At 57.2% G+C, this 26,888-nt stretch carries 25 protein-coding genes and 1 tRNA gene; 16 read left to right on the top strand and 10 right to left on the bottom strand.

The annotated features are described in order from the left end of the window. Nucleotides 1-5: 5 nt before the first annotated feature. A complete protein-coding gene (gene greA / locus SIC19_RS13455) occupies nt 6-467 on the top strand; it encodes a transcription elongation factor GreA (protein ID WP_036212229.1) in 462 nt (153 codons plus the stop codon). Nucleotides 468-557: 90 nt separating this feature from the next. On the opposite strand, the gene yhbY is transcribed toward greA, so the two are convergent. Beyond that, entirely contained in the window at nt 558-869 is a 312-nt protein-coding gene (yhbY, locus tag SIC19_RS13460) for a ribosome assembly RNA-binding protein YhbY (RefSeq protein ID WP_007153111.1), read from the bottom strand. Nucleotides 870-1,033: 164 nt separating this feature from the next. Here yhbY and rlmE point away from each other — a divergent pair, with 164 nt between their 5' ends. The 14 genes from rlmE to pnp all read left to right on the top strand — a co-directional run bounded on the left by rlmE (nt 1,034) and on the right by pnp (nt 16,454). Beyond that, nucleotides 1,034-1,654: a 23S rRNA (uridine(2552)-2'-O)-methyltransferase RlmE gene (gene rlmE / locus SIC19_RS13465; protein ID WP_075194315.1), complete on the top strand. Its 621-nt coding sequence runs from the start codon at nt 1,034-1,036 to the stop codon at nt 1,652-1,654. Between the two features lie 153 nt (nt 1,655-1,807). Beyond that, entirely contained in the window at nt 1,808-3,751 is a 1,944-nt protein-coding gene (gene ftsH / locus SIC19_RS13470) for an ATP-dependent zinc metalloprotease FtsH (RefSeq protein ID WP_218618561.1), read from the top strand. A 93-nt stretch (nt 3,752-3,844) separates the two neighbouring features. Continuing rightward, a complete protein-coding gene (folP, locus tag SIC19_RS13475; RefSeq protein WP_036212198.1) occupies nt 3,845-4,678 on the top strand; it encodes a dihydropteroate synthase in 834 nt (277 codons plus the stop codon). After that, nucleotides 4,675-6,018, top strand: coding sequence for a phosphoglucosamine mutase (glmM, locus tag SIC19_RS13480; protein WP_075194316.1), 1,344 nt, complete (start codon nt 4,675-4,677; stop codon nt 6,016-6,018). Before folP ends, glmM begins: the two co-directional genes overlap by 4 nt. Nucleotides 6,019-6,093: 75 nt before the next feature. Then, nucleotides 6,094-6,852 carry a triose-phosphate isomerase gene (gene tpiA, locus SIC19_RS13485; RefSeq protein ID WP_075194317.1) on the top strand — a complete coding sequence of 253 codons (759 nt, stop codon included), beginning with the start codon at nt 6,094-6,096 and terminating at the stop codon, nt 6,850-6,852. Nucleotides 6,853-6,901: 49 nt separating this feature from the next. Further along, nucleotides 6,902-7,282 (top strand): preprotein translocase subunit SecG, encoded by a 381-nt coding sequence (secG, locus tag SIC19_RS13490; protein ID WP_036212204.1) that lies wholly within the window; start codon nt 6,902-6,904, stop codon nt 7,280-7,282. Nucleotides 7,283-7,289: 7 nt separating this feature from the next. Then, nucleotides 7,290-7,374: transfer RNA gene (locus SIC19_RS13495), tRNA-Leu, on the top strand. Nucleotides 7,375-7,704: 330 nt separating this feature from the next. Continuing rightward, the gene (rimP, locus tag SIC19_RS13500) at nt 7,705-8,166 is read left to right on the top strand and encodes a ribosome maturation factor RimP (protein WP_036212208.1); all 462 of its coding nucleotides are present in this window, start codon (nt 7,705-7,707) and stop codon (nt 8,164-8,166) included. A 42-nt stretch (nt 8,167-8,208) separates the two neighbouring features. Beyond that, nucleotides 8,209-9,702 (top strand): transcription termination factor NusA, encoded by a 1,494-nt coding sequence (gene nusA / locus SIC19_RS13505; RefSeq protein ID WP_036212210.1) that lies wholly within the window; start codon nt 8,209-8,211, stop codon nt 9,700-9,702. 17 nt (nt 9,703-9,719) lie between these two features. After that, nucleotides 9,720-12,281 carry a translation initiation factor IF-2 gene (gene infB / locus SIC19_RS13510; protein WP_075194318.1) on the top strand — a complete coding sequence of 854 codons (2,562 nt, stop codon included), beginning with the start codon at nt 9,720-9,722 and terminating at the stop codon, nt 12,279-12,281. A 25-nt stretch (nt 12,282-12,306) separates the two neighbouring features. After that, nucleotides 12,307-12,744 (top strand): 30S ribosome-binding factor RbfA, encoded by a 438-nt coding sequence (gene rbfA / locus SIC19_RS13515; RefSeq protein WP_036207858.1) that lies wholly within the window; start codon nt 12,307-12,309, stop codon nt 12,742-12,744. Next, on the top strand, nt 12,741-13,661 hold the full coding sequence (gene truB / locus SIC19_RS13520; protein WP_075194319.1) for a tRNA pseudouridine(55) synthase TruB: 921 nt from the start codon (nt 12,741-12,743) through the stop codon (nt 13,659-13,661). The genes rbfA and truB overlap by 4 nt, the downstream gene beginning before the upstream one ends. A 91-nt stretch (nt 13,662-13,752) precedes the next feature. Continuing rightward, entirely contained in the window at nt 13,753-14,022 is a 270-nt protein-coding gene (gene rpsO / locus SIC19_RS13525) for a 30S ribosomal protein S15 (RefSeq protein WP_007153099.1), read from the top strand. A 308-nt stretch (nt 14,023-14,330) separates the two neighbouring features. Continuing rightward, a complete protein-coding gene (gene pnp, locus SIC19_RS13530; protein ID WP_075194320.1) occupies nt 14,331-16,454 on the top strand; it encodes a polyribonucleotide nucleotidyltransferase in 2,124 nt (707 codons plus the stop codon). A 199-nt stretch (nt 16,455-16,653) separates the two neighbouring features. Here pnp and SIC19_RS13535 read toward each other — a convergent pair whose 3' ends face one another. The 3 genes from SIC19_RS13535 to SIC19_RS13545 form a co-directional block, all read right to left on the bottom strand. Then, nucleotides 16,654-17,523 carry an alpha/beta hydrolase gene (locus tag SIC19_RS13535; protein WP_075194321.1) on the bottom strand — a complete coding sequence of 290 codons (870 nt, stop codon included), beginning with the start codon at nt 17,521-17,523 and terminating at the stop codon, nt 16,654-16,656. Beyond that, nucleotides 17,493-19,358: a DUF4105 domain-containing protein gene (locus SIC19_RS13540; RefSeq protein ID WP_075194322.1), complete on the bottom strand. Its 1,866-nt coding sequence runs from the start codon at nt 19,356-19,358 to the stop codon at nt 17,493-17,495. The genes SIC19_RS13535 and SIC19_RS13540 overlap by 31 nt, the downstream gene beginning before the upstream one ends. A gap of 98 nt (nt 19,359-19,456) precedes the next feature. Beyond that, complete coding sequence (locus SIC19_RS13545; RefSeq protein WP_007153094.1) at nt 19,457-19,921, bottom strand: DUF3015 domain-containing protein; 465 nt, start codon at nt 19,919-19,921, stop codon at nt 19,457-19,459. A 327-nt stretch (nt 19,922-20,248) separates the two neighbouring features. Here SIC19_RS13545 and SIC19_RS13550 point away from each other — a divergent pair, with 327 nt between their 5' ends. Continuing rightward, a complete protein-coding gene (locus tag SIC19_RS13550; RefSeq protein WP_036208584.1) occupies nt 20,249-20,689 on the top strand; it encodes a hypothetical protein in 441 nt (146 codons plus the stop codon). 103 nt (nt 20,690-20,792) lie between these two features. Here the strand turns inward: SIC19_RS13550 and SIC19_RS13555 are convergent, their stop codons facing one another. The 6 genes from SIC19_RS13555 to SIC19_RS13580 all read right to left on the bottom strand — a co-directional run bounded on the left by SIC19_RS13555 (nt 20,793) and on the right by SIC19_RS13580 (nt 26,849). Next, on the bottom strand, nt 20,793-21,494 hold the full coding sequence (locus tag SIC19_RS13555; protein ID WP_007153092.1) for an ABC transporter ATP-binding protein: 702 nt from the start codon (nt 21,492-21,494) through the stop codon (nt 20,793-20,795). A 9-nt stretch (nt 21,495-21,503) separates the two neighbouring features. Next, entirely contained in the window at nt 21,504-22,259 is a 756-nt protein-coding gene (livG, locus tag SIC19_RS13560) for a high-affinity branched-chain amino acid ABC transporter ATP-binding protein LivG (RefSeq protein WP_036208587.1), read from the bottom strand. 6 nt (nt 22,260-22,265) lie between these two features. Continuing rightward, complete coding sequence (locus tag SIC19_RS13565; RefSeq protein ID WP_036208590.1) at nt 22,266-23,537, bottom strand: high-affinity branched-chain amino acid ABC transporter permease LivM; 1,272 nt, start codon at nt 23,535-23,537, stop codon at nt 22,266-22,268. Continuing rightward, nucleotides 23,537-24,460 (bottom strand): high-affinity branched-chain amino acid ABC transporter permease LivH, encoded by a 924-nt coding sequence (gene livH, locus SIC19_RS13570; RefSeq protein ID WP_127401887.1) that lies wholly within the window; start codon nt 24,458-24,460, stop codon nt 23,537-23,539. Before livH ends, SIC19_RS13565 begins: the two co-directional genes overlap by 1 nt. A gap of 161 nt (nt 24,461-24,621) precedes the next feature. Beyond that, complete coding sequence (locus SIC19_RS13575) at nt 24,622-25,680, bottom strand: branched-chain amino acid ABC transporter substrate-binding protein (RefSeq protein WP_252971437.1); 1,059 nt, start codon at nt 25,678-25,680, stop codon at nt 24,622-24,624. Nucleotides 25,681-25,898: 218 nt separating this feature from the next. Continuing rightward, nucleotides 25,899-26,849 (bottom strand): TPR end-of-group domain-containing protein, encoded by a 951-nt coding sequence (locus SIC19_RS13580; RefSeq protein ID WP_091642844.1) that lies wholly within the window; start codon nt 26,847-26,849, stop codon nt 25,899-25,901. Nucleotides 26,850-26,888: the final 39 nt, after the last annotated feature.

Raw genomic sequence — 26,888 nt, forward strand, 5'->3', positions numbered from 1 at the left:
TACCCATGACAAAGGCGGGCGAAATCCGCCTACGTGAGGAACTTCAGAAACTGAAGTCCGAAGATCGTCCCCGGGTGATCGCGGCTATTTCCGATGCCCGCGAACACGGCGACCTGAAAGAGAACGCGGAATACCACGCCGCTCGGGAGCAGCAGAGCTTTATCGAAGGGCGTATCCAGGAAATCGAGGGCAAGCTGTCCGCAGCCCAGGTAATCGACGTCAACAGCATCGAAAACACCGGCAAGGTGATCTTCGGCACCACCGTGCGAATGCTTAATGTCGATACCGACGAGCAGGTCAGCTACCAGATCGTTGGTGAGGATGAGGCAGATATCAAGGCCGGAAAGCTGTCCATTTCCTCGCCGATCGCGCGGGCGCTGGTGGGTAAAAGCGAGGGTGACGTGGTTGCCGTGCGTGTGCCTTCGGGAACCGTTGAGTATGAAATCGAGCAGGTAGAGCACATCTGACGTTCGTCGGGTGCTGATTCTGCAAACAAAAAGCCGGCTGCGAACAACAGCCGGCTTTTTACATTGTGCGGCCCTGGCGTGCTGACAGCGTCAGTGTTTCTGGCGCAGCAGGTTGGACAGCTTGGGGTTGGGCTTTTTCGCCCGGCGCAGGATCACGGCGATCTTGCCGATGGTCTGCACCAGCTCCGCGCCGGAGGCTTCGCACAGGGCGGCAACGGCTTCCTGGCGGGTTTCGCGGTCCTGGCTGGCAACCTTGATCTTGATCAGCTCGTGGTCGTTCAGGGCCCGCTCGAGTTCCTCCTGAAGCCCTTCGGTCAGGCCCTTGTCGCCGACAATGATAACGGGCTTCAGATTGTGGGCGATGCCCCGGTATTCCCGGCGCTGTTCCGGCGAAAGACTCATTATGTGATCTCTTTATGGGTGCGATTAATAAAACGTCAGCGGCGAAATGCTCGCCAATTCCGTATAATCGCGGGATTGTATCAGATCAATCGGCCGGTGAAATCGCCGTTACCACGTACCCATATGATTGGAGGTCCAATTGGAGCGCTTTATGGAGGTAGGTTTTGGCTCGCTCGAAAACCAGTGACCGCTGGCTGAAGGAACATTTTGATGATGTCTGGGTCAAAAAGTCTCGGGAAGACGGCTATCGTTCGCGGGCCAGTTACAAGCTGATTGAGCTCGATAACAAAGACCGCCTGTTCCGGCCCGGGCAGACAGTTGTGGATTTGGGTGCTGCGCCTGGCGGCTGGTCCCAGGTTGCGGTTGAGCGGGTTGGTGACGATGGCACGGTGGTCGCCAGCGATATTCTCGAGATGAGCCCGATTGCAGGTGTGGCGTTTGTTCAGGGCGATTTTACCGAGCAGTCAGTGCTGGACGAATTGCTGGATTTACTGGGTGAACGCCGCGCTGACGTTGTAATTTCGGATATGGCACCCAATATGAGTGGTATGGCGGCAGTGGATATTCCTAACGCCATGGGTTTGGTGGAGCTGGCGCTGGATATGGCGCAGCAAGTCCTGAAGCCCGGTGGCGTGTTTGTCGCCAAGGTATTTCAGGGAGAGGGATTTGATGCCCTGCTGGCTGAAATGCGTAAAAGTTTTGGCACCGTTGTCAGCAGGAAGCCTGACTCCTCCCGCGCAAGATCGAGGGAGATTTATCAGGTGTGCAAGGGATTTAAGGGCTGACCCCGCCCCGGAACGGAATGACCGTGGGATTGACACCCCCGCAGTGGTCGATACGGATAGGCCGATTCTGGTGGACGGGCGTACAATTGGTGTAAGGTGTCAGAAAAGGCTTTCTCCTGACGGGGCGATCCTTCAATTCACAGGTGACGATCCTTGAACGATATGGCAAAAAATCTGGTTCTCTGGCTGATTATAGCCGCCGTACTGCTGATGGTGTTTCAGAATTTCACACCCACCACCAGCGGGCAACAGGTCAATTATTCGCAGTTTGTGGAAATGGTGCAGGACGGACAGGTCCGTCAGGTCACCATTGATGGTCTGCAGGTTCAGGGTACCCGTGGTGACGGCTCCCAGTTCCAGACTGTCCGCCCACAGGTGTCCGACAATAAGCTGATGGATGATCTGCTGGCCAACAACGTGGAAGTCATCGGCAAGGAACCGGAGCGTCAAAGCCTCTGGACCCAGCTGTTGGTGGCTGCCTTCCCAATTCTTATTATCATCGCGCTGTTCGTGTTCTTTATGCGGCAGATGCAAGGCGGTGGCGGTGGCAAAGGCCCCATGTCCTTTGGCAAGAGTAAAGCCCGCCTGATGAGTGAGGATCAGATCAAAACCACCTTTGGTGACGTTGCCGGTGTCGACGAGGCCAAGGAAGACGTCAAGGAGTTGGTGGATTTCCTGCGGGACCCCAGCAAGTTCCAGCGTCTTGGTGGCAGTATCCCCAAGGGTGTACTGATGGTGGGTCAGCCGGGTACCGGTAAGACCCTGCTCGCCAAGGCGATTGCCGGTGAGGCCAAGGTGCCATTCTTCTCAATCTCCGGTTCGGACTTCGTGGAAATGTTCGTGGGCGTGGGTGCCTCCCGTGTCCGTGATATGTTCGAGCAGGCCAAGAAACAGAGCCCCTGTATCATCTTCATCGACGAGATCGATGCCGTTGGCCGCCATCGTGGCGCTGGCATGGGCGGCGGTCACGACGAGCGTGAGCAGACACTGAACCAGTTGCTGGTAGAGATGGACGGCTTCGAGGGTAACGAAGGCGTTATCGTGATTGCCGCCACCAACCGTCCGGACGTACTGGACCCGGCGTTGCTCCGCCCAGGTCGCTTTGACCGCCAGGTCGTTGTCGGGCTGCCGGACATCATCGGTCGTGAGCAGATCCTCAAGGTGCACATGAAGAAAGTGCCTCTGGCCGATGGAGTAGAGCCTGTGTTGATTGCCCGTGGCACGCCCGGCTTCTCGGGTGCTGACCTGGCGAACCTGGTGAACGAAGCTGCGTTGTTTGCGGCCCGTCGTAACCAGCGTCTGGTCTCCATGGAAGAGTTTGAGCTCGCGAAAGACAAGATCATGATGGGCGCCGAGCGCAAATCCATGGTCATGAGCGAGAAAGAGAAGCGTAATACGGCTTACCACGAGTCCGGTCATGCCATTGTCGGGCGTCTGATGCCTGAGCATGATCCGGTCTACAAAGTCAGTATTATTCCTCGCGGCCGCGCATTGGGTGTCACAATGTTCCTGCCGGAGGAAGACAAGTACAGCCACAGCAAGCGCTTCCTGATCAGTTCCATCTGCAGTCTGTTTGGTGGCCGTATTGCCGAAGAACTGACCCTTGGTTTCGATGGAGTCACCACCGGTGCTTCCAACGATATCGAGCGGGCAACCAGCCTGGCGCGTAATATGGTCACGCGTTGGGGGCTGTCTGAGAAGCTTGGCCCGCTGCAGTACGATACAGACAGCGAAGAGCCTTTCCTCGGTCGCTCTGCCGGTCAGGCGCAAACGGTCTATTCTCCGGAAACGGCGCAGCGTATCGATGAGGAAGTTCGCAACATCATCGACAGCTGTTATGAAAAGGCGAAGCAGTTGCTCGTCGATAACCGTGACAAGCTCGACCTGATGGCCGATGCCCTGATGAAGTACGAGACCATTGATCGTTACCAGATCGATGACATCATGGAAGGCCGTGATCCCCGCCCGCCGAAAGGCTGGGGTGATAGCGGCCCCTCCGGTGGTGTTCCGGCTGATGAGCCTGAGCAGGCGCCTGCTCCGAAGGGTTCCGACGATGGTCGCCAACCGGGTGTTGGTCGACCGGCCGGTGAGCACTGAGCCAGGCTGGATACTGGTCAGATATAGTTGAAGACTGAACGCCGCCCCTGACGGGGCGGCGTTTGTTTTTGCGGGTTGCAGAAAAGGTTACTTATGCAGATAAACTTTGCGGGCAGGATTCTGGATATGTCCGGCTGCCACGTCATGGGGATCCTGAATGTGACGCCGGACTCCTTTTCGGATGGAGGTCGGTACACTACCGCTGAGATTGCCCTGGCAAGGGCCCGTGAGATGGTGGCGGACGGTGCGGCTTTTATTGATGTGGGTGGTGAGTCCACACGGCCAGGCGCTACGCCGGTGTCTGTCGAGGAAGAGCTTGAGCGAGTGTGTCCGGTGGTAGAGGCGATTGCCCGTGATTTGGACGTTGTCGTTTCGGTCGATACCAGTTCGCCCGAGGTTATGGCGGAGGTGGTGAAGCTCGGTGCCGGGATGATTAACGACGTCAGGGCGCTGCAACGGGATGGCGCGCCCGAGGTGGTGGCAAGCGCTGGAGTGCCGGTGTGTGTCATGCACATTCAGGGCGAACCGGATACCATGCAGGATGATCCTCGCTACCGGAATGTGCGGCGGGAGGTCAGTTCGTTTCTTACCGAGCGAATGCGGGTGATAGAGAAAGCCGGTGTGCGGCCAGATAACATCATCCTTGATCCTGGTTTCGGTTTTGGCAAGTCTCCGCAGCACAACCTTCAGTTACTGGCCTCGCTGGAACAGCTGCAGTTGCTAGGGCACCCGATTCTGGTGGGCATGTCCCGCAAGAGCATGCTGGGCCATATCACCGGTCGTGATGTCAGTGAACGCTTGCCCGCAAGCCTCGCTGCCGCGACAATATCCGCCATGAAGGGCGCATCCATCATTCGCGTCCACGATGTCAGGGAAACAGTCGATGCCGTTAAAGTGGTGACGGCAATGGAGGAAGCTGGACGATGAGCGACAGAAAATATTTCGGCACGGACGGTATCCGGGGCCGGGTGGGCGAATTTCCAATAACCCCCGAATTTATGCTGCGCCTGGGTTGGGCTGCGGGGCAGGCCTTCAAACGGGATGGGCAGCGTAACAGTGTGCTGATTGGTAAAGACACCCGTCTTTCGGGCTATATGTTCGAATCCGCCCTTGAGGCAGGTTTGTCCGCGGCCGGAGTGGACGTGAAACTGCTTGGGCCCATGCCCACCCCTGCGATCGCCTATTTGACCCGAACCTTTCGCGCCTCCGCGGGGATTGTCATCAGTGCGTCCCACAATCCGCACCATGACAACGGTATCAAGTTTTTCTCCCCCGCTGGGACCAAGCTGGATGATGCTTTGGAAGCAGAGATCGAGAAGTGGCTGGATAAGCCCATTGAGGTCTGCGGCTCGAAAGAGTTAGGCAAGGCGTTCCGGGTTGATGACGCACCAGGCCGATACGTTGAGTTCTGTAAGAGTACGGTACCCAACGAGTTTTCACTCGAAGGACTTCATATTGTCCTGGATTGCGCTCACGGTGCTACCTACCACGTCGCCCCGAAAGTGTTCCGCGAGTTGGGGGCGAAGATTTCCGTGGTAGGGGGCGAGCCTGATGGTCTGAATATCAACCTTAATGTCGGTTCCACTCACATGGGATCATTGAGCAAGGCCGTTCTGGAGAAGCAGGCTGATCTCGGGATCGCCTTTGATGGCGACGGTGACCGGGTGCTCATGGTGGATCGTGACGGCTCGGAAGTCGATGGCGACGAGTTGCTCTACGTGATCGCCGCGCAACGTCATGCCGCCGGAACCTTGAAAGGGGGCGTTGTGGGCACCCTGATGACCAATCTGGGCGTTGAGTTGGCGCTCAGGGAGCAGGGTATTGATTTCGAGCGTGCCAAAGTCGGCGACCGGTATGTCATGGAGCGACTCATCGACCGGGGCTGGCTGCTTGGCGGTGAAGGTTCCGGCCATATGGTCATCCGCGATTGCACCAGCACTGGTGACGGTATTGTGTCTGCGCTCCAGGTATTGTTGGCCATTCGTCGCGCAGGTAGCTCCCTGGCAGACCTTCGCCAGGGTATGAGCAAGTTGCCTCAGAAGATGATCAATGTGCGGGTCGACCAGCGTTTTGATCCTCTCGGGCGTGACGATATTGTCAGGGCCGTGGAGTCGGCGGAGGCCAGGCTGGGTGGCGGTGGTCGCGTGTTGCTGAGGGCGTCGGGCACAGAGCCTCTGATCCGGGTAATGACGGAAGGGCAGGATGAGGCACAAATCGTGAAAATTGCCGAGGAACTGGCTGTTGTGGTTGAGAATTCCCGGGCATGATTTTGTGCTTAGGGGCAGTTGTCTGCTGTAAAAGACTGCTGTATAGTTCGCCCTCCCTTGAATCAGGGATTTTTTATGCGCCGTAAGATTGTCGCCGGCAACTGGAAAATGAACGGGTCGAAAGACTTGGTAAGCAATCTGGTTGGTCAAGTCCGGTCCGAATTAGCATCGTTTGATAATGGTGTGGAGGCTGTTATTATTCCTCCCGCCCTGTATGTTGGCGATGTTGCTGAGCAGGCTGGCGATAAGCTGGCTGTTGGTGTTCAGAATGTAGCGTGCTGGGATTCAGGCGCCTACACCGGGGAAATCTCCGCGGCGATGGCAAAAGATTGCGGCTGTGGTTTTACCTTGGTCGGGCATTCGGAGCGCAGGCAGCTCTTCGGCGAAACCGATGAGCAGGTTGCCACCAAGGTCGGGCAGGCCCTGACGTCAGGGTTGGTCGCTGTTGTTTGCGTTGGCGAGACCCTCGAAGAACGTGATGCGGGCAAGGCTGAAAGTGTCGTGTCGCGACAGGTTCGCAAAGCCCTCGTCGACGTTGGCAGTGAGTCATGGCAGCAGGTTGTGATTGCCTATGAGCCAGTTTGGGCCATAGGAACGGGTAAAACCGCAACCGCTGATGATGCTCAGACCATGCATGCCGCTATCCGCGATGTGTTGAAGTCCCTTGGGGCTCCGGCGGATGAGATATCGCTGCTTTACGGCGGCAGTGTAAAAGCGGATAATGCCGCGGCGCTTTTTGCTCAGCCGGACATCGATGGCGGGTTGATTGGTGGCGCGTCATTGGATGCAAACGATTTTGTAAGTATTTGCCGGGCGGTGCCAGGCAAGTCTTGAGCGTTAAAGGTTCGCGAAAGCCATTAGCAAGAGTCATTAGAGAGTCATTATGGATTGGGTCGAAACACTGGTTGTCGTTCTGCACGTGCTCATTGCGGTGGCGCTGGTGACGCTGGTCCTGCTCCAGCAGGGTAAGGGTGCCAATGCCGGTGCTGCATTTGGTGGTGGCGCCTCCCAGACCGTGTTTGGCAGCGAGGGCAGCAGTAGCTTTCTGACCCGTGCCACAACTTTGCTGGCTATCGTATTTTTTGTAACGAGTTTTTCGCTGGCTGTATTTGCCAAGCAGCGTGCCGAAGTGGCAGGTGAGGCGGGTATTCCTGTAGTCCAGGAGTCACCGGCCGAATCGGATGCCGGGCAGGCTGAGGGTGAATCAGCGACAGAAGGCGAAGACGGGCGCGGGGATGAAAATAAACTCCCCGAGCTCGAGTAAAGGTGCTGCCCAGGTGGTGGAACTGGTAGACACGCTATCTTGAGGGGGTAGTGGCGAAAGCCGTGCCGGTTCGAGTCCGGCCCTGGGCACCATATAAGAAGAAAAACGGCTTGGATTTACCAGGCCGTTTTTTTTGGTCAGTCCTTGACCAGTAAGGCCGGCGTCTCTATACTCCGGCGGATATTGGAGCGGGCTCCGGGCACAGTTTGCCCTGCCGGTTCCAGGCAGGCCAGGTGTCTGTCAGCAGGGGGTGTTTAGATTGCTTTTCCCCTGTGAGTTCTTGCAACAAAGGGCCCCACTTTTTAGGGGCTTTTTGATTAAGGGGCCTGGCGCATCAGGCCCTGGTGCATAAAAAGGGCTGATCAACAGCCCTTTTTTTGTTTTTGGGGTCGGAAAAATCGAGTAACGGAGACGGGATAACCTTGTCAGCCAAGTTGAAGCAGCTGGAAGAATTGCTCAGGCCCATTGTGGAAGGCCTGGGTTACGAGTTTTGGGGCATTGAATTTCGCTCCCAGGGACACCATTCCCTGTTGAGAATTTTTATTGACGATGCTGAAAACGGCATCGGCATTGAAGACTGTGAGAAAGTCAGTCGCCAGGCCAGCGGCGTAATGGATGTGGAAGACCCCATTCAGACGGAGTATACCCTGGAGGTATCTTCTCCGGGCATGGACCGGCCGTTGTTCCGTCTGGAGCAATATGAGGCATTCGCAGGCCACCAGGTCCAGATCAAATTACGAATGGCATTTGAGGGGCGTCGCAAGTTTCAGGGCCTGATTAAAGGCATTGAAGGTGAAGACGTTGTCGTGGTTGTTGATGATCACGAATACCTGTTGCCATTCGATAGCATCGAGAAAGCCAACATCGTTCCGGTATTTGAGTAAGTCAGTGGACGCAAAGTTTATTTTTAAGGGCAGGGCAATCCAATGAGTAAAGAGATCTTGCTGGTGGTTGAATCCGTCTCGAACGAGAAAGGTGTCGAGAAGGACGTGATCTTCGAAGCAATCGAGCTGGCACTCGCCACCGCTGCCAAAAAACGCTACGACGACGAGGAAGCGGACATCCGCGTTTCCATCGATCGCCGCACCGGCGAATATGAAACGTTCCGTCGCTGGCTGGTGGTTGATAACGATGCGGTTCCTGCTTTGGGCACCGAGCTGACCATGCAGGAAGCGGAAGAAATCGACAAGAGTCTGCAGCCCGGCGATATCCATGAAGAGAAAGTGGAATCCGTTGCCTTCGGCCGTATTGGTGCCCAGGCAGCGAAACAGATCATATTCCAGAAAGTGCGGGAAGCCGAGCGCACCAAGATTGTCGATAGCTACCGGGATCGCGTGGGTGAGCTCGTCTCTGGCACCGTAAAGAAAGTGACACGTGACAACGTCATCGTGGATCTGGGGGCCAACGCCGAAGCCTTGCTGCCCCGTGAACACCTGATTCCCCGTGAAACGTTCCGTATGGGCGATCGTGTGCGCTCTCTGCTGCAGGAAATCCGTACCGATCATCGCGGCCCGCAGCTGATTCTGAGCCGTACCGATCCGCAGATGCTGATCGAACTGTTCCGCATTGAGGTGCCGGAAATCGCGGAGGAGCTGATTGAGATTCGTGGCGCAGCCCGGGACCCAGGCTCCCGCGCCAAGATTGCGGTCAAGACCAACGACCGCCGGATTGATCCGGTGGGTGCCTGCGTGGGCATGCGTGGTTCACGAGTACAGGCAGTTTCCAACGAGTTGGGTGGCGAGCGTGTGGATATCGTGCTGTGGGACGACAACCCCGCGCAACTGGTCATCAATGCCATGGCACCGGCGGAAGTGGCGTCCATCGTCATGGACGAGGACCGCCATACCATGGAAGTGGCAGTAGCTGAGGACAATCTGGCCCAGGCGATTGGCCGGAATGGTCAGAATGTTCGGTTGGCGACGGACCTTACCAGCTGGACGCTGAACGTCATGACAGAAGAGGAAGCAGGTGAGCGTCAGGAGCAGGAGTATAATTCTCTGCTCGAGCACTTCACCGGCAATCTGGATGTGGACGAAGAATTTGCAGGTGTCCTCATTGAGGAAGGGTTTACCTCCATTGAGGAGGTAGCGTACATCCCCATGGAAGAGATGCTTGCCATTGACGGTTTTGATGAAGAAACCGTGACCGAATTGCGTCGCCGTGCCAAGGATGCCCTGTTGAATCAGGCCCTGGCCAGTGAAGAGGCGCTAGAGGGCGCTGAGCCCGCAGAAGATCTTCTCGCAATGGACGGTATGGATCGTGGCCTGGCTTTCAAGCTGGCCGGTATGGGGATTCGTACCATGGAAGATCTTGCAGAGCAGTCGGTTGACGACTTGCTCGACATTGAAGGAATGGAAGAAGAGCGTGCCGGCCAGTTGATTATGGCAGCACGCGCCCCCTGGTTTGAAGACCAGGCTTAATCGGGAGGAGGACCAGTATGGCTGATGTAACGGTAAAACAACTGGCCGCAGATGTAGGCGCTCCCGTGGATCGTTTGCTGCGACAGATCGTGGAGGCTGGCCTGAAAGCCCGCTCCGAAGGGGATTCTGTTACCAGTGATGAGAAGCAGCAGTTGCTGACCTATCTGAAAAAGAATCACGGTGAGAGTGAGGCTGAGCCCAAGAAAATCACTCTTAAGCGCAAGACAACAACCACGCTGAAAGCGGGCCGTACCAAAACGGTCAATGTTGAGGTTCGCAAGCGCCGTACGTATATCAAACGCGCCGAGCTCGAGCCGGAAGCGGCGAAGCAGGAAGAAGCTGCCGAGCAGGCGGCTGCGGCCCCGGAAGAGGCCCCAGCGACAGTCGCGGCTGAGCAGGCACAGCCTGCGGATGCGCCGAAGCCGGAAGCGCCGGTGTCAGATTCTCCGGCTGAAGAGCCGGCTACTGACGAAAAACCGGCTGAAAAAGCTCAGCCGGAAGTGGCTGCCGAGCCGGAACCGTCACCGGTTCCCGCGCCGGAAGACATGCCGATACCGCCGCCTGAAGAAGGCGAAGGCAAGGATCGAAAGCCGAAGAAGAAGAAGGAAAAGGCCCGCGAGCGCGGTGATGAGCCCGAAGAGGGTAAGCCCAAGAAGAAGTCCGCAGGGCATCGTGGGCCGCGCAGCCGTCCGGTGGAAGAGCCTCTGATTATCAATGAAGAGGAAGAAGACACCACGCTGCGCAAGCCGCTCCGTGCGAAAAAGAAACCCAAAGAAAAGCGTCATGCTTTCGAGAGGCCGACCAAGCCAATGGTACGAGAAGTCGATATTCCCGAGACGATCACAGTGGGTGATCTTGCCCAGCGGATGGCGGTCAAGTCAGCGGACGTCATCAAGAAACTGATGGGCATGGGGGTAATGGCGACAATCAACCAGGCTCTCGATCAGGAAACCGCTGTTCTGGTGACTGAGGAACTCGGTCACAAAGCCAACACGGTGAGTGAAGATGCGTTCGAGGAAGAGGTTCTGAGTGAATTCTCCTTTGAAGGCAAGGAAAAGACCAAGCGTGCGCCGGTTGTCAGTGTGATGGGTCACGTTGACCACGGTAAGACCTCGCTGCTGGATTACATTCGCCGCACCAAGGTGGCGTCCGGCGAGTCCGGGGGTATCACCCAGCACATCGGTGCGTACCACGTTGAAACCGACCATGGCATGGTGTCCTTCCTGGATACTCCGGGCCACGCCGCCTTCACGGCGATGCGTGCGCGGGGTGCCCAGTGCACCGACATCGTTATCCTGGTGGTGGCCGCCGATGACGGCGTTATGCCGCAAACCAAGGAAGCCGTGGATCACGCACGTTCCGCCGGCGTTCCCATCGTCGTTGCCATCAACAAGATGGACAAGGAAGAGGCCGACCCGGATCGTATCAAGACCGAATTGGCGGGTATGGAAGTTATTCCGGAAGACTGGGGCGGTGACGTTCAGTTTATCCCTGTATCCGCCCATACCGGTGACGGCATTGAAGATCTGCTTGAGGCACTGCTGCTGCAGGCTGAAATCCTTGAGCTCGAGGCCTCTCCGGATGCACCTGCGAAGGGTGTGGTGGTCGAATCCAGCCTTGAGCGTGGTCGCGGTTCCGTGGCTACCGTACTGGTGCAGAACGGCACGCTCCGTCAGGGCGAGATGGTGGTGGCTGGTTCCTTCTTCGGTAAGGTTCGCGCCATGACCGACGAGGCCGGCAAGCAGGTCAAAGAAGCCGGGCCTTCCATTCCGGTGGAAATCCTGGGCCTGAATGGCACGCCGAACGCTGGTGATGAGTTCTTTGCTGTGGCTGACGAGAAGAAGGCCAAGGAACTGGCGGAATTCCGTCAGTCCCGCGAGCGGGAGCAGCGTCTGCACAGGCAGCAGGCTGCGAAGCTTGAGAACCTGTTCGAGAATATGGGCAAGGACGAGGTCAAAACCCTCAACGTGGTGCTCAAGACCGACGTTCGTGGTTCCCTGGAAGCCATCACCAAGTCGCTGCAGGATCTTGGTAACGACGAAGTACAGGTCAAGATCGTGTCGTCGGGCGTTGGTGGTATCGCAGAGACGGACATCAGTCTGGCCATGGCGACCAACGCGGTTATCTTCGGCTTCAACGTGCGTGCGGACACCGCGTCCAAGCGTCTGGTGGAGCAGGAAGGTCTGGATCTGCGCTACTACAGCATCATCTACAACCTGATTGATGATGTGAAAGCAGCTCTGACCGGCATGCTGGCGCCGGAATTCCGCGAGGATATCGTGGGCATTGCCGATGTGCGTGATGTGTTCCGTTCGCCGAAGTTTGGCCAGGTGGCTGGCTGTATGGTCACCGAGGGTAACGTTTACCGCAACAAGCCGATCCGTGTCCTGCGTGACAACGTGGTTATCTTTGAAGGCGAGCTGGAATCGCTGCGCCGCTTCAAGGATGACGTGCCGGAAGTCCGCAACGGTATGGAGTGTGGTATCGGCGTTAAGGGCTACGACGTGAAAGTCGGCGACCAGATCGAGGTATTCGATCGCGTTCGGGTTGAGCGTAAGCTTGAGTCCACCGGCGCGTGATGCGCCTGAGATTAAAGGAAACCTGATGCCAAGAGAGTTCAGCCGGATTGATCGCATCGGCGATCAGATGCAGCGGGAGCTGGCCCAGCTCATCCAGCGGGAGGTCAAAGACCCGCGGGTGGGCATGGTCACGGTGAATGCCGTCAAGGTGAGCCGTGACCTGGGTTATGCAGACGTTTACGTATCGCTGCTGACCACCGAAGAGCTGACCGAGGAGTCGCCGCAGGTGCGGGATTCCCTGACAGTGCTGAATAAAGCGGCTGGCTTCCTGAAAGGGCAGGTCGGCCGTGCCATGAAATTGCGGGTGACGCCCCAGTTGCGTTTTCATTTCGATACGTTGCTTGGGCACAGCCGTCACATGGACAATCTGATTCGGGAAGCGGTTGGCGACAAGCCAGTGGTTGACCGTGACGACGACGCCCGCAACGACGGGGCGTCTGATGATCCGGAGCAAAAGGCTTGAGTCGACGTCGTAAAGGTCGCGATGTAAACGGCATACTGGTGATCGACAAGCCGATGGACATTACGTCCAACGGCATCCTGCAGCAGGTAAAACGCCTGTTCGGGGCGGCCAAGGCCGGTCACACCGGTGCGTTGGACCCGCTGGCCACCGGCGTGTTGCCGTTGTGCTTTGGTGAAGCCACCAAGTTTTCCCAGATGATGCTGGACAGCGACAAAGCCTACATCGCCACCGCTCGCCTGGGTGTCCGCACCGAAACCGGGGACAGCGAAGGTGCCGTGGTTGCTGAGAGACCTGTGCCCCCTGGGCTCGATGCCGATGCACTGGAACCGGTGTTGGAGCGCTTTCGTGGCGATATCCAGCAGGTTCCCTCCATGTACTCCGCGCTAAAGCACAAGGGCAAACCGCTCTATGAATACGCGCGCGAAGGTATTGAGGTGGAGCGTCCGTCGCGCCCGGTGACCATATACGAGCTGACGCTGCTGGAGGTGCGCGAGACCGAGATTGATATCGCGGTAAGTTGCACGAAAGGCACCTATATTCGCTCGCTGGTGGAGGACATTGGCGAGGCATTGGGCTGCGGTGCCCATGTCACGGCACTGCGCCGCACCATGGCCTCCGGTTTCACGCTGGCGGATGCCCGTGAGGTTTCAATGCTGGAGTCCATGCGCGAAGAAGGTGAAAGTCTGGATGGCCTGCTGGTGGCCCCGGATGCTGCTCTGTCCATGTTCCCGGAGCGGGATCTGGAAGGCAGTTCGCTGGTGTCGATATTGAACGGACAACCAGTTAGAATATCGGGTCAGCCCGCGGAAGGGTTCGTTCGCCTTTATGGCAACGGGCGTTTTGTCGGGCTGGCGGAAGGATTCCCGGAGGGGGAGGCGACCAAACTGGTGCCTCGTCGTCTGGTGAAGAGTGGCTGATAGCCCTTTGAGGGTTATTGCCAGTTAGCCGGGCTGTAGAGATGCGTGGTTCGGCCGAATTCGATAGCATCGCGACAATGAGGTGAGTTTTATGGCACTTTCTGCCGACGAGAAAGCACAGATCGTTAAGGATTTTCAGCAGGGTGATGGCGATACCGGTTCTCCTGAAGTTCAGGTTGCACTGTTGAGCCACAACATCAACAAGCTGCAGGATCACTTCAAGACCAACAAGCAGGATCACCATTCCCGCCGTGGTCTGATCCGGATGGTTAACCAGCGTCGTAAACTGCTGGATTACCTGAAGCGTAAGAACGCAGACCGCTACCTGGACCTGATCCAGCGTCTGAGCCTGCGTCGCTAATCCGGTTGTACTTAACGGCCGGCGGGGCTTTGATAGTCCCGCTGGTTGTGCCTCTCTCCTGCATCGTGTCTGTCTGTGAACCCTGAAGGAACTCCCTGTCGTAACGGAAAGCTGAAATTGATAGCAGGTTGTTGAAAAGCCCGGTTTAGCCAGGTGGCTTACGCCCCGGGGTTTTGCAACAGCCTGTTAGCTTTCAGACGGGCTACCCTTCAGTTCATCACTTCAGGCGATGTTGCAGTTATAGCGGATAATTCGCAGGGGCGAGTTATCCGGGTCAACCAATTGAAATGATGAATTCAGGAGTTACCGTGGATCTTAATCCCGTTAAAAAATCGTTCGAACTCGGCGGCAAGACCGTCACCATCGAAACCGGTCGCATCGCCCGCCAGGCCACCGGCTCTGTGCTGGTCACCGTAGACGACATTTCGGTACTGGGTACCGTGGTTGCGGCCAAGGAAGCCAAGCCGGGCCAGCCGTTTTTCCCGCTGACCGTTAACTACTTCGAGAAAACCTACGCTGTGGGCAAAATCCCGGGTGGTTTCTTCAAGCGTGAAGGCCGTCCGTCCGAGAAAGAAACCCTGACGTCTCGCCTGATTGACCGTCCGATTCGTCCGCTGTTTCCCAAGGGATTCATGAACGAAACCCAGGTCATCACGACGGTCATGTCCTCCAGCAAGAACCAGGATCCGGATATTGCCGCCATGCTGGCCGCTTCCGCCGCCCTGTCCATCTCTGGTATCCCGTTCGATGGTCCTATCGGTGCATCCCGCGTCGCATACACCAATGAGCGTGGCTACTTCCTGAACCCGACCTTTGAAGAACTGGAAACCTCCCTGCTGGACATGGTGGTTGCCGGTACTGAAGACGCGGTTCTGATGGTTGAATCCGAAGCCAAGGGCCTGACAGAAGACCAGATGCTGGGCGCCGTGCTCTTCGGGCACCAGGAAATGCAGACAGCGGTTACCGCGATCAAGGAATTTGCCGCTGAAGTTGGCAAGCCTCGTTGGGAGTGGCAGCCAGAAGCAGAGAACACTGAGCTTCTGAACGCTGTAAAGGCTGACTTTTCGGCCGATATCGAGCAGGCCTATGGCATCCGTGACAAGATGGAGCGCTATGCCCGCTTGAGCGAGATCAAGTCCGCTGCCGTTGAAAAACTGGCCGGAGAAGAAGAAGGTCAGCCGGCGGAAGACGAAGTGAAGAAGTATTTCGCCAAGGTTGAGAAGACCATCGTTCGCCAGCAGGTTATCGACGGCAAGCCTCGTATCGACGGCCGCGACAACAAGACCGTTCGCCCGATCGAAGTGGAAGTTGGCGTTCTGCCCAGCACCCACGGCTCCGCCCTGTTTACCCGTGGCGAGACTCAGGCCATCGTGACCACCACGCTGGGCACCGCCCGCGACATGCAGATCATCGATGCCCTGGAAGGCGAGCGTAAAGATCCGTTCCTGTTCCATTACAACTTCCCTCCGTATTCCGTTGGCGAAGCGGGCCGTGTGGGTACACCGGGTCGTCGTGAAGTGGGCCACGGTCGTTTGGCCAAGCGTGGTGTCGCCGCGGTTATGCCGACCATGGAAGAATTCCCGTACACCATCCGTGCGGTATCCGAAATCACTGAATCCAACGGTTCCAGCTCCATGGCCTCGGTCTGTGGTTCCAGTCTGGCACTGATGGATGCAGGTGTTCCCATCAAGGCGCCGGTTGCCGGCATCGCCATGGGTCTGGTCAAGGAAGGCGACCAGTTCGCGGTTCTGACCGATATCCTGGGTGATGAGGATCACCTCGGCGATATGGACTTTAAAGTTGCGGGTACCTCTGAGGGTATCACTGCTCTGCAGATGGACATCAAGATTCAGGGCATCACCGACGAGATCATGGAAATTGCGCTGGATCAGGCCAATGCAGCACGTCTGCACATCCTGGGTGAGATGGCCAAGGTTATCTCTGCGCCGCGCAAAGAGCTTTCCAGCCGCGCGCCGAGCATCACGACCATCAAGATCAACCCGGAAAAGATCCGCGACGTTATCGGCAAGGGCGGTTCCACTATCCGCTCCATCTGTGACGAGACCGGTGCTTCCATCGATCTGGATGACGATGGCAACGTGAAGATCTATGCCGACAATCAGGATGCGGCCAATGCTGCGATGAAGCGGGTGATGGAAATCACTGCGGAAATCGAAGTAGGCGCTATCTACAGCGGTCGCGTTGAGCGCATCGTGGACTTCGGTGCCTTTGTTAACATCCTGCCTGGCAAGGATGGTCTGGTGCACATTTCCCAGATCTCCGAGCGTCGCATCGAGAACGTGACTGACGAGCTGAGCGAAGGTCAGGAAGTTCTGGTGAAAGTTCTGGATGTGGACAACCGTGGCCGCGTGAAGCTGTCCATGAAGGAAGTGAAGGAAGGTGAGCAGCCGACGGATCTGTCCGCGCTGTAAGCTCTGCTTCTAATAAAAAGCCCGCCACTCCCTGGAGTCTGGCGGGCTTTTTCATTTTCAGGCCTTCAATTTTGTGAAGCGCCCGTCGCAGACAGGCTTTCAAAACACGCCACGTAAATACGTCCCTGTGGGGCTCGGTCGCGCCATCCCTGGCGCTCCACGGTTTTGCAAGCCTGTCTGCGACGGACGCCCAGGCTTTTTACTCGCCCTCCATAAATTTCAGAACTTCATCCTGATACCCCGGAATCACAAATGTCGAGGCGTGGGGAGTATCCGTCTGCAAGAACGTTTTGGGTTCTTCTGCTTCCTCGTACAAACGCTCCCCGTGGTGAAATGGGATAATCCCGTCCCGAACACTGTGAATCACCATCACTGGAACCGGGCTGATATCACCAATGCTTTCGTAAGCCTCGTATTCGTCAGTGATCGTCCAACTCAATGGAACCTGCAGTGGCCAGGTGAGCCAGAAGTCGCCGAGTTTTTCACGGGCAATGGCGCGGAAGCCGGAGAAGGTGCCGTCTAGAATCACGCCGTCCAGGGGTGGTTGCTCGTCCCGCTTTACCCATTCACTGGCCAGGGCGGTTCCCAGTGCGCCACCCAGGCTCTGACCTAGAAGGAACAGGGGCTGGCTCTGTACGTCCGGCTGGTCGACCAGCCATCGCAGGCCGGTCTCTGCGTCGTGCAGGGTGCCTTCTATGTCCGGTGCGCCAGTGGAGCGCCCATATCCCCGGTAGTCGATCAGGAAGACGTTGTAGCGTCTCTCAGGCAGCCAGGCGACGTTCATGATGTGGCTGCTGATGTTCTGGGCGTTGCCGTGGAGGAAGTAGACCGTACCCTTGGGCTCGGACTTTGCGGGGAGCCACCAGCCGTGGAGGGTTTCGCCGTCGGGGGTTTCCACGAACACATCTTCGAATTCCAGGTTCAGGCGGTCGGGAGTGATGTAGGTGACCTGGTCCGGATAGAAGAACACGCTGCTGCAGCCGGTCTGCAGCAGCAAGGTAAACGCGGCGGCGAGGCCGGCCAGTGTTCTCAGAATTGTCAGAAGTAGGCGTGGAGTCCGAGTTGCCATGTGCTGCGGTACCTGTCGTAGTGGTCTTCACGGCTGAATTTTCCGAACAGGCTGAAGTCCCGTTCGAGGTGCCAGTTGCCTTCCAGGTAGGCCTGATCCTGTCGGTGTTGGCTGCTGACGATCCAGGCTTTGGTTTTTACGCCGCCCAGAAGGCTGAACTGGTTGTTCTGATGCAGTATACCCAGGTCGGCGCCGGGGGCGGCGTCGTAGCCGCGTCGCAGGTCGTCGTCGATTTCCAGGTCGGCAGTGGCCATGGCGAAGGCTTGGGTGCCGGGTGCCAGCTGCCAGCTGCCACCGGCGCCGCCCTCCAGATAGGGGGTGAATACGCGGTTGGTTTCGGTGTCAGTGCGGCGGCCGCCGAAGCCGACTTGCCAGGATAGTGGCGAGAAGAACTGGTTGCGCGGCGAGAGTGAGCGGATTTCCACGCCGGTCAGCTGTTCAATCTGTACTTCGTTGTTGTCCGTGTACAGGCGGGCATCCAGTCGTAGGAACTGGAGCTGTGCTCCGCCACGGTAGCCTGCGGGTGGATCAAGTATGTCGTGATAGGCGGGGCGTAACGTGAGTTCGCTGAAGTTGCGGTCACCCATGCGCCCGCCGCTGACGCTGGCGCGAAAGGTGTCATGGCCCTGGTCGTCCCGGATGGCAGGCTCAGGGGGGCTGTCCTTTATCGCGACTCCGCGGATCTTGCTGCGTTCCCTTAGCAGGTCATGGGAGAGTGGGGCTGCATGTTCCCTGGGCCAGCCCTCGGCTTCGCTTTGGTAACGAACATAGTCGTAGGTGGCGTCCAGCACCCGCGCACGCGGTTCATCACTCAATGCCTGTACCTCGGGTGCATCGGCATCCACATAGCCGTTGGCGATGGCGGCGGCGAGTGTCTGATGGTCGTCGGGCAGAGCGTCGATGCGGTGGCTGACGTTGGTCGCCGCAGAAGGTCGGTAGTAGACGGAGTCGACGAGTCCCTTGTCGACAACCCATCGCACCGTGTCCGAGGGAATGGCATGGGTGCCGACTTCCCCCAGCAGATCGGTACCGGGCCGGGCGACGTCGATCAGGGCCAGCAGGCGGTAGGCGCAGTTCTCGTCAAAAAAGTAGTAATCGAAATTGCGCTCGCGTATCTCCCAGGTATGGGCGAGCATCATGTCCACTTCCGACTGGGTGAGGTTGAGTGTGTACTCCCACAGGTCCCGGTGCTCAATGTCGGAATAGAGGCGAATTTTTTCGTAGTAGGGCTGGATGGAGGTAATGCCCGGGTAGCCACCAAAAATGCCCTTATAGGCGAACAGAATTTCGCTATCGTGGGCGGCCGCATCGGCGGCGTAAGAGATGGTGTTGGCCAGGATCAGGTTCGTTTCCTCGTCTTCCCTGGGCGGGTCCAGTCGCAGGAACGTATGGCCAAACATGGACGACGGGCTGTTCAGGTAGGACGCGGCAAATACCAGTGTCACGGTTTCGGTATTCAACTCGTCGGTCCACTCCTCGAAAGCGGGGCAATTTACGGGTTGCCCGGGCAGGTCCAGTTGCGCCCTTAGCCAGCGGTCCCGTGCCGGGAAGCGGCAGCGCGCGTGCTCATTCCCGCCTCCGGGCTGGGTGATGGCCGCGAGTGTGGCTTCCAGTTCCGCCTTTGGTGAGGTTTTGCCGTTATCGCTGAGGTAGAAGGCATCGTCGTCCGCCTGACCGGTGTAGCCGTCGCCGAAGCGGTCGGGTTGGTAATGGAGCAGGGTCAACCACGCAGGATTCTGATGTAGGTTTCCGGTGTCGGGGAGCGATGTTGCAAATGCATTGAAACAGGATGCCAGCCATATAGGGGCCAGCGCGAACTGAAGCAAAGTGCGCATGGATGGTCAGTCAATTCCGGGTTAGGCGACGGGTGGATGGTGAGACATTCGTTGCGCCGTCCATGGCGCGCAAACTCCTTTTTCTTCGCGCCCGAAGATCAGGCGGCTACGTACTTGCTCAGCGTATCGTTCTGCTCCAGCAGGGCTACGATGGCATCGACAGCCTCGCCAGAGGTGGTGTCGGACGATGGGAAGATGGTTGCGAAATTATCCTGCAGAACTTTGCGGAAAGAGTCGCGATCCGCTTCGTCCACACCCAGCAGTACGGCCAGGGTGTCCAGGTTTTCGCCGGAGCCACGGGACATGTCGCGGGCAACTTTATCGATGTTGCTGTCCATGTACATGGCCATGGATTGCACGGACTGGTTGGTCTGACAACCCAGGGTACCGGTGGTCATGCCAAACGTCTGGTTACCGAAAGTACCGTTGGTGGTTGCCGCCAGAACGTGGGGGGCGATGCCTGACTGTCCTTTCCAGATCATTGCACCAACGCCGCAACCAGGCTGAGCGAAGGCTAGGGTAGAAGCACCCATGAGCAGTGCACCTGCGATGAGTTTTTTCATTATCCACTCCTTGTTTGATTTAGCTGTCGTCGCAAACGCGCCATGCCCACCTGAAAGGGTCCCGGAGCCGGCGCGCTAACGGCCCTGACTGATTTCCCGTGGAGACAGGTCGACCGTTGACTCTGAGTATAGTTGAAATATCAGGAAGGCAAATTACAAAGGCGCTGAGTGATTGATTTGGCCCGCAAAGTCAAAAATGTGATCATGTGTTCATATTTCTAAATCGGCTAAAAAATGTTCTTTTGTAATGATCTTGTTATATAGAACTTGTTTGGGTATAGTGCGCGCGGCCATGAAGGCTTGTACACAACACATGGAGATTGAGTTTTGAAAAAAGTTCTTGTCGCATCATCACTGATTCTTGCTGGCGCACTGACTGGCTGTTCCTCACTGAACACCAGCGCTCCCTCCCTGCCGCTGTCTGGCTCCGTTGCTACCGACGTTAAGGCTGACATCGAAGTAGGCGAGAAGATCACCGGTCAATCCTCTGCAACCAAGGTTCTGTTCTTTACCCTGGGCGCTGAAACTGAATACGCTGATGGCGTTGCCTACTCTGCCGGTGGTAACGGTGGAAGTGCACTGCCTTTCGCTCTGCCGAACCCGGTTGAAGCTGTTAAGGCGGCTGCTGCCTACAACGCCATTCAGGAATCCGGTGCTGACGTGATTGTCGCTCCGCGTTACACCGTCAAGAAAGACGATTACGTGGTATTTGGAACCATCAACGTATCCGTTGAAGGTTACAAGGGCACCATCAAGAGCGTTAAGTAAGCGATTGCTTGATGCCAGGTGTTACAAAAAAGCCGGAACATGACACCATGTTCCGGCTTTTTTGCGTTTAGGTACGCCGTTCTAGCGGTGGGTGGCTATCTCATCAACCACCGAGGTAGGCATTCTGAACGTCCGGGTTGGCCAGCAGGTTTTTCCCGGTATCGTGCAGGCGGATACGTCCGGTTTCCAGCACGTAGCCTCGGTCCGCCAGGTTCAGGGCCTGATGCGCATTCTGTTCCACCAGGAACACGGTAATCCCTTCCTCGCGCAGCTTTCCGATGATCTCGAAGATCTGTTTGATCACCAGTGGAGCCAGCCCGAGGGAGGGCTCGTCCAGGATGATCATGTTCGGTTTGCTCATCAGCGCCCGCCCGATGGCCAGCATCTGCTGCTCGCCGCCCGACATGGTGCCGGCACGCTGATGTTCCCGCTCCTTCAGGCGCGGGAACAGTTCGTAGACGTGGTCCTGGCTTTTGCGGATTTCCGACTTGGTGTTGAAAAAACCGCCCATGTGGAGGTTCTCTTCAACGGTCAGGCCGGAAAACACGCGCCGGCCTTCGGGCACGATAGCAATGCCCGAGCGCATGATGTTCGATGTGAGATCACGGGTGATGTCCCGACCCTGGAGAATCACCCGGCCAGAGGTGGCCTGGGGATTCCCGCAGACGGTCATCAGCAGCGTGGTCTTGCCGGCGCCATTGGCACCGATCAGCGACACGATCTCACCTTTTTTCACTTCGACAGAGACACCGTGAAGTGCCTCGATCTTGCCGTAATGGGTATGGACGTCTTCTAGTACAAGCATGGTTATTCCTCAGGCCTCACCCAGATAGGCTTTGATGACATCATCGTTGCGGCGAATCTCATCCGGTGTGCCGCTGGCCAGGGGGCGCCCCTGGTTGATCACATTGATGCGGTCAGAGATATCCATCACCAGGCTCATGTCGTGCTCAATCAGCACCACAGACACGTTGTAGTCTTCCTTCAGACTGATAATCAGCTGGTTCAGGTCTTTGGTTTCGGCCGGGTTCAGGCCTGCAGCGGGTTCATCCAGCATCAGTAGCTTGGGCTCGGTCACCATGCAGCGGGCGATCTCAAGACGGCGCTGCTGGCCGTAGGCCAGGTTGCCGGCTTCCCGGTTCGCCATATCCGTCAGTCCCACCCGGTCCAGCCAATAGGCGGCGCGGTCCAGCGACTTTTGCTCTTTCTCCCGATAGTTCGGGGTATTCAGTATGCCGGAGAGCAGATTGGTGTTGAGGTGGCGATGTTGCGCCACCAGCAGGTTCTCCACCACCGTCATACGGCTGAACAGACGCACGTGCTGAAAGGTTCTGACCAGGCCAAGGCGGGAAATCTTGAAGTCCGGCTTACCCTGGATTTCACCTCCCTGGAACAGGATCTTGCCACCAGTGGGCTTGTAGAAACCGCTCATGCAGTTAAACACGGTGGTTTTGCCGGCTCCGTTGGGGCCGATGATAGCGACAATCTCATGTTCCTGTACGTCCAGCGACACCTGATCCACCGCCAGGAGCCCGCCAAAGCGCATCGACAGATTCTGTACTTCAAGCATTATCCGTCACTCCTGCTTTTTCAGTTCAATGTGGATGCGTCGCATGGGCAGCAAGCCCTGCGGGCGCCAGACCATCATCAACACCATGGCCGCGCCGAAGATCAACATCCGGTACTCGGAGAACTCCCGTGCCAGTTCCGGCAGTATGGTGACCGCGATCGCAGCGAGGATGACTCCCATCTGGGAGCCCATGCCGCCCAGTACCACAATCGCCAGAATGATGGCCGATTCCAGGAACACAAAGGATTCCGGGCTGATAAAGCCCTGCTTGGAGGCGAACACCGTACCGGCAAAACCGGCGAAGAAAGCACCGATGGTAAAGGCGGAAAGCTTCACCGCAGTTCGGTTCAATCCCAGGGATTTTGCCGCAATCTCGTCTTCGCGGAGGGCTTCCCAGGCACGGCCTACCGGCATCCGCATCAAGCGGCGAATAGCGATAGCGGTAATGACGGCCAGTACCAAAGCGATCAGGTACAGGAAAATCACCTTGTGCTCACCGCTGTAGGCAATGCCGAAGGTTTCATGGAACGACGTATTGCCTTCCTCCTTCACCCGGCGGCCGAATTCCATGCCAAACAGAGTAGGGTCGGGAATGCCGCCGATGCCATTGGGGCCGCCCGTCAGGTTGGTCATGTTGTTAAGCAGGATGCGGATGATTTCCCCAAAACCGAGTGTGACGATGGCCAGGTAATCCCCTCGCAGTCGCAACACCGGAAAGCCGAGAACCAACCCGAACAGGGCCGCAAGCAGGGCACCGATCGGCAGGGCAAACCAGAATGAAACGCCGTAATACTGAGACAGCAGGGCAAAGGTGTATGCACCGACGGCGTAGAAAGCGACGTAGCCCAGGTCCAGCAGGCCGGCGAGGCCGACAACCACATTCAGGCCCAGGGCCAGCATGACGTAGATGAGCACCAGGGTAGCCAGATCCACCGCGCCACGGGAGGCGATAAAGGGCCAGATAAGGGCGCCTATGATCATCAGCGTGAGCAGGGCCGATTCCAGTTTCAGCCGCTTGCTCTGCTCCATGGGCTTGCGGTTGGCCAGCGGGTTTGCTGCGGGCAGCTGCCGCAGTGAGCCCATCAGATTGTCCCGGAACAGCTGGAACAGGAAGACAATAACCGCTGCCAGCAGTACGCCGATGACGGTAGACGTCTCGGCGCCTTCAAGGGTAACCGTGGTGCCTTCGCTGGCCAGGTTGAATCCCAGAATGGGGTACGAAATGATCAGGGTGACAATGGCGCAAAACAGCGCGTGTTTCAGGTTATGAGCAGCCATCAGATCTTTTCAACCTCCGGTTTGCCAAGCAGGCCGGTGGGTTTGAACAGCAGGATCAGGATCAGCAGTCCGAAGGAGACAACGTCCTTGTATTCGCCGCTGAGGTAACCGGAGGTCATGCTCTCGGCAACCCCGAGAATCAGCCCCCCAAGCATGGCGCCCGGAATGCTTCCGATGCCCCCCAAAACGGCGGCCGTAAACGCCTTCAGTCCCGCAATGAAGCCAAACAGCGGATCGATGGAGCCGTAGTACATTCCCAGCAGAAGGCCTGCGACCGCGGCCAATGCAGCACCAATGACGAATGTGGCTGAAATGATGCGGTTGGTGTCTATGCCCAGCAGGTTGGCCATTCCAAGGTCTTGGGAAACGGCCCGGCAGGCGCGGCCGATGCGGGAGCGGGATATGAACAGGGAGAGTATTGTCATGCAGATCAGTGTGGTGATGAAGATGGTGACTTGCATGTAGGAAATCGAGGTCTGGAACGAATCTTCGGCACCGAACCGGAATCCGCCTTCAATCAGCGCAGGAAAACCGATGTTGCGTGATCCCTGGGCCAGGTGAACGTAGTTCTGGAGGAAGATTGACATGCCGATTGCCGAGATCAGCGGAATCAGGCGGTGCTTTCCCCGAACCGGTCGATATGCCACCCGCTCCACGGCCCAGCCCATGGTGCTGGAAACGATCATCGCGCAGACCAGCGCCACGATCAGTATCAACGGAAGCCAGGCGACACCCAGTGCGGCAAGGCCGGTAATGGCGATAAGGGCGGTATAGGCCCCGATCATGTAAATCTCACCATGGGCAAAGTTGATCATGCCAATGATGCCGTAAACCATCGTGTAACCGATGGCGATCAGGGCGTAGGTGCTCCCGATCGTCAGCCCGTTTATGAGCTGCTGGATAAAGTACAGGAGGTCTTGCATCTGTGTGGGACTCCGATAGCCTGCCCCTTCCTCTGCACACAGGCACAGCCCGGGGTACCGGGGGGACTGAATACAGGATCAACAGGGGCCTAGAAAAACACCTTCTCCCGGATCGCGGTGAGAAGGTGCTCTCATAATTACCGTTTGTTAACGATTGCGGCTTAGTTTACCGGAGTTTTGCTGCCATCTGAATGCCATTCGTAAACAACAAACTCAAACGATTCCATATCGCCTTTGTTGTCGTACTCAACGGTACCGATTGGCGTCTGGAATGTGCCTGCGCGCAGCGCTTCGGCCACATCGAATGGGTCAGTTGATTCGGCGGCTTCAATGCCATCGGCAATCAGCTGTACAGCGGTGTAGGAGGTCAGTACGAAAGGACCGGAGGGATCTTCGCCTTTCTCTTCAAAGGCCTGAACCAGTTCCTGGTTTTCGTCTTTTTCATCGAAGCTCGGCGGCAGTGTAACCAGCAGCCCTTCGGCTGCCTCGCCGGCGATGGTGTTGATGTCTTTGTTGCCCACGCCTTCCGGGCCCATGAACGTGGCGTCCAGGTCAGCCTGTTGCGCCTGACGCAGGATCAAACCGAGTTCCGGATGGTAGCCGCCATAATAGACGTAGTCCACATCAGCCTGCCTGAGCTTGGTCACCAGCGATGAAAAGTCCTTGGCACCAGCGGTAATGCCCTCAAACATGGCCACTTCAACACCGGCTTCTTCGAGGGTGTCACGAACGGCGGTCGCAATGCCTTCACCGTACTGTTGCTTGTCGTGAACAACGGCAACACGCTCGGGCTTCTGGCTGATCAGGTAATTGGCGGCAACCGGGCCCTGCATGCTGTCCAGACCGATAGTACGGAAGACCAGTTCGTAGCCACGCTCGGTAATGTCCGGGCTGGTTGAAGCTGGCGTCACCATCAGGATGCCTTCGTCCTCGTAGATGTCGGAAGCGGGCTGGGTGGAGCTGGAGCAGAGGTGCCCGACCACGAAGCGCACGCCTTCGTTGACCATGTTGTTGGCAACTGAGACGGCCTGCTTGGGATCACACACGTCGTCCTGTTCGACGGCTACAAGTTTCTCTCCCATAACACCGCCATTGGCATTGATCTGTTCGATCGCCATGCGGGCGCCAGAGAACTGCATATCACCGTACTGGGCGACAGGGCCGGTCATCGGCCCTGCGATGCCGATTTTGATTTCGGCAGCGGCTTGGCCGGCGCCCATCACGGCAATGGATGTTGCAACAGCGGATACGAGTTTCTTGACTGGTGTTCTCATTGGGTCTGTCCTGTTTTGTGTCAGGGTTTTTCTTATGTTCTCAGCGATGTAAACAAACACCACACCTGCCACCTTGTCAAGCAGGCAATGCCAGTGAATGTGACGGAACGCTGACGGTTGTTTTTCCAATCATAGGCGAGCAAGGAGCGTGCCGGCCTGTCGTGTCAGGCGTCAGACTGCTCCCCGTCGTCCGTGAAAATCAGTTTCCGGAAACTGTCGTGATCCCTTAACTGTTCAAAGCTGGGGTCAACGGAGGCGTCGTCCTTGTATGCTTCAGAGATATTAATCGCCTTTTGCAGCGTCGTCACGGCATCGTCCCAACGACCGATCTCGGCGTAGGCGCAGGCCAGCTGATAGTGCGCATGGCCGTTTTCAGGGGCCAGTTTCAGGGCGCGCTGGCAAAGACTGATCGCCCACAGTGGCTCCTGCATTTCCAGCACCGCATCGGCCTTGTAACTCAGTGCCTCCACGTCGTCAGGCCGAAGATCCAGGATCGTATCGTAGGCAGAAATCTTATTCTGCTGGGAGGTTTCCTGGCTGGCTTTCAGCCAAAGGGAGTGCACTTCGTTGGTGCGTTCGATCTCGGCCTGGTTCTGATGAATGATGTCGGATTTCTGCCTTAACTGGTCCTCGATGAATTCCAGGCGCTTTTCATATTCAACGACCAGTTCATTGACCCGCTTCTCGGCAAGGCTGGTGAGCTGGTTGCGCATGTCGCGAATCGAATTCCAGCCAATGACCACGAGAATGGAGGTGGCGCCAGCGATCAGGTAGAAGAAGTAGGTAACGGTGTCGGTGGCGTACGACATGGTTTTGTCGGCCACCGAGAGTTCCTTGTCGACAACCTTCTCGATCAGCTCGGCGCGGGTGTTCATCATTTCCTTGCGCAGTGCTTTGGTTTCCTCCAATAGATACAGCTCAACAAACGGCGTGTACATGGGTTCTTCCGCGGTATCGATTCGCTGCTGGACATCCTCGGCGGTCAGGTTCTCGCCGGGCTCCTGAGCCGTGGTGGCAGAACTGAATAGCAGTGCGATCAGGCATGAAGCGAGGGCGGTTGTCAGGCGCTTCCCGGAAGAGCTTTGCAGGATAAGATTATGTACTCGGGTGTTCATTGGGCCGTGTCCGTTGTGCGGAAATTCAACAAGGGGGTG

Origin of the sequence: Marinobacter sp. MIT930201, assembly GCF_047122665.1 — a bacterium.
Taxonomy (GTDB): Bacteria; Pseudomonadota; Gammaproteobacteria; order Pseudomonadales; family Oleiphilaceae; genus Marinobacter; species Marinobacter salarius.

Excerpts from the sequence above, each read along its gene's own strand:
- glmM (WP_075194316.1), top strand. The coding sequence starts at position 4,675 with ATGAGCGACAGAAAATATTTCGGCACGGACGGTATCCGGGGCCGGGTG.
- SIC19_RS13545 (WP_007153094.1), bottom strand. The coding sequence starts at position 19,921 with ATGAAAAAACTCATCGCAGGTGCACTGCTCATGGGTGCTTCTACCCTA.
- rbfA (WP_036207858.1), top strand. The coding sequence starts at position 12,307 with ATGCCAAGAGAGTTCAGCCGGATTGATCGCATCGGCGATCAGATGCAG.
- SIC19_RS13575 (WP_252971437.1), bottom strand. The coding sequence starts at position 25,680 with ATGGGCGCCGGCCAAGCCGCTGCCGAAATCAAAATCGGCATCGCAGGG.
- tpiA (WP_075194317.1), top strand. The coding sequence starts at position 6,094 with ATGCGCCGTAAGATTGTCGCCGGCAACTGGAAAATGAACGGGTCGAAA.
- folP (WP_036212198.1), top strand. The coding sequence starts at position 3,845 with ATGCAGATAAACTTTGCGGGCAGGATTCTGGATATGTCCGGCTGCCAC.
- livH (WP_127401887.1), bottom strand. The coding sequence starts at position 24,460 with ATGCAAGACCTCCTGTACTTTATCCAGCAGCTCATAAACGGGCTGACG.
- SIC19_RS13535 (WP_075194321.1), bottom strand. The coding sequence starts at position 17,523 with ATGGCAACTCGGACTCCACGCCTACTTCTGACAATTCTGAGAACACTG.
- rpsO (WP_007153099.1), top strand. The coding sequence starts at position 13,753 with ATGGCACTTTCTGCCGACGAGAAAGCACAGATCGTTAAGGATTTTCAG.
- SIC19_RS13540 (WP_075194322.1), bottom strand. The coding sequence starts at position 19,358 with ATGCGCACTTTGCTTCAGTTCGCGCTGGCCCCTATATGGCTGGCATCC.
- SIC19_RS13555 (WP_007153092.1), bottom strand. The coding sequence starts at position 21,494 with ATGCTTGTACTAGAAGACGTCCATACCCATTACGGCAAGATCGAGGCA.
- SIC19_RS13565 (WP_036208590.1), bottom strand. The coding sequence starts at position 23,537 with ATGGCTGCTCATAACCTGAAACACGCGCTGTTTTGCGCCATTGTCACC.
- secG (WP_036212204.1), top strand. The coding sequence starts at position 6,902 with ATGGATTGGGTCGAAACACTGGTTGTCGTTCTGCACGTGCTCATTGCG.
- nusA (WP_036212210.1), top strand. The coding sequence starts at position 8,209 with ATGAGTAAAGAGATCTTGCTGGTGGTTGAATCCGTCTCGAACGAGAAA.
- infB (WP_075194318.1), top strand. The coding sequence starts at position 9,720 with ATGGCTGATGTAACGGTAAAACAACTGGCCGCAGATGTAGGCGCTCCC.
- livG (WP_036208587.1), bottom strand. The coding sequence starts at position 22,259 with ATGCTTGAAGTACAGAATCTGTCGATGCGCTTTGGCGGGCTCCTGGCG.
- SIC19_RS13580 (WP_091642844.1), bottom strand. The coding sequence starts at position 26,849 with ATGAACACCCGAGTACATAATCTTATCCTGCAAAGCTCTTCCGGGAAG.
- greA (WP_036212229.1), top strand. The coding sequence starts at position 6 with ATGACAAAGGCGGGCGAAATCCGCCTACGTGAGGAACTTCAGAAACTG.
- yhbY (WP_007153111.1), bottom strand. The coding sequence starts at position 869 with ATGAGTCTTTCGCCGGAACAGCGCCGGGAATACCGGGGCATCGCCCAC.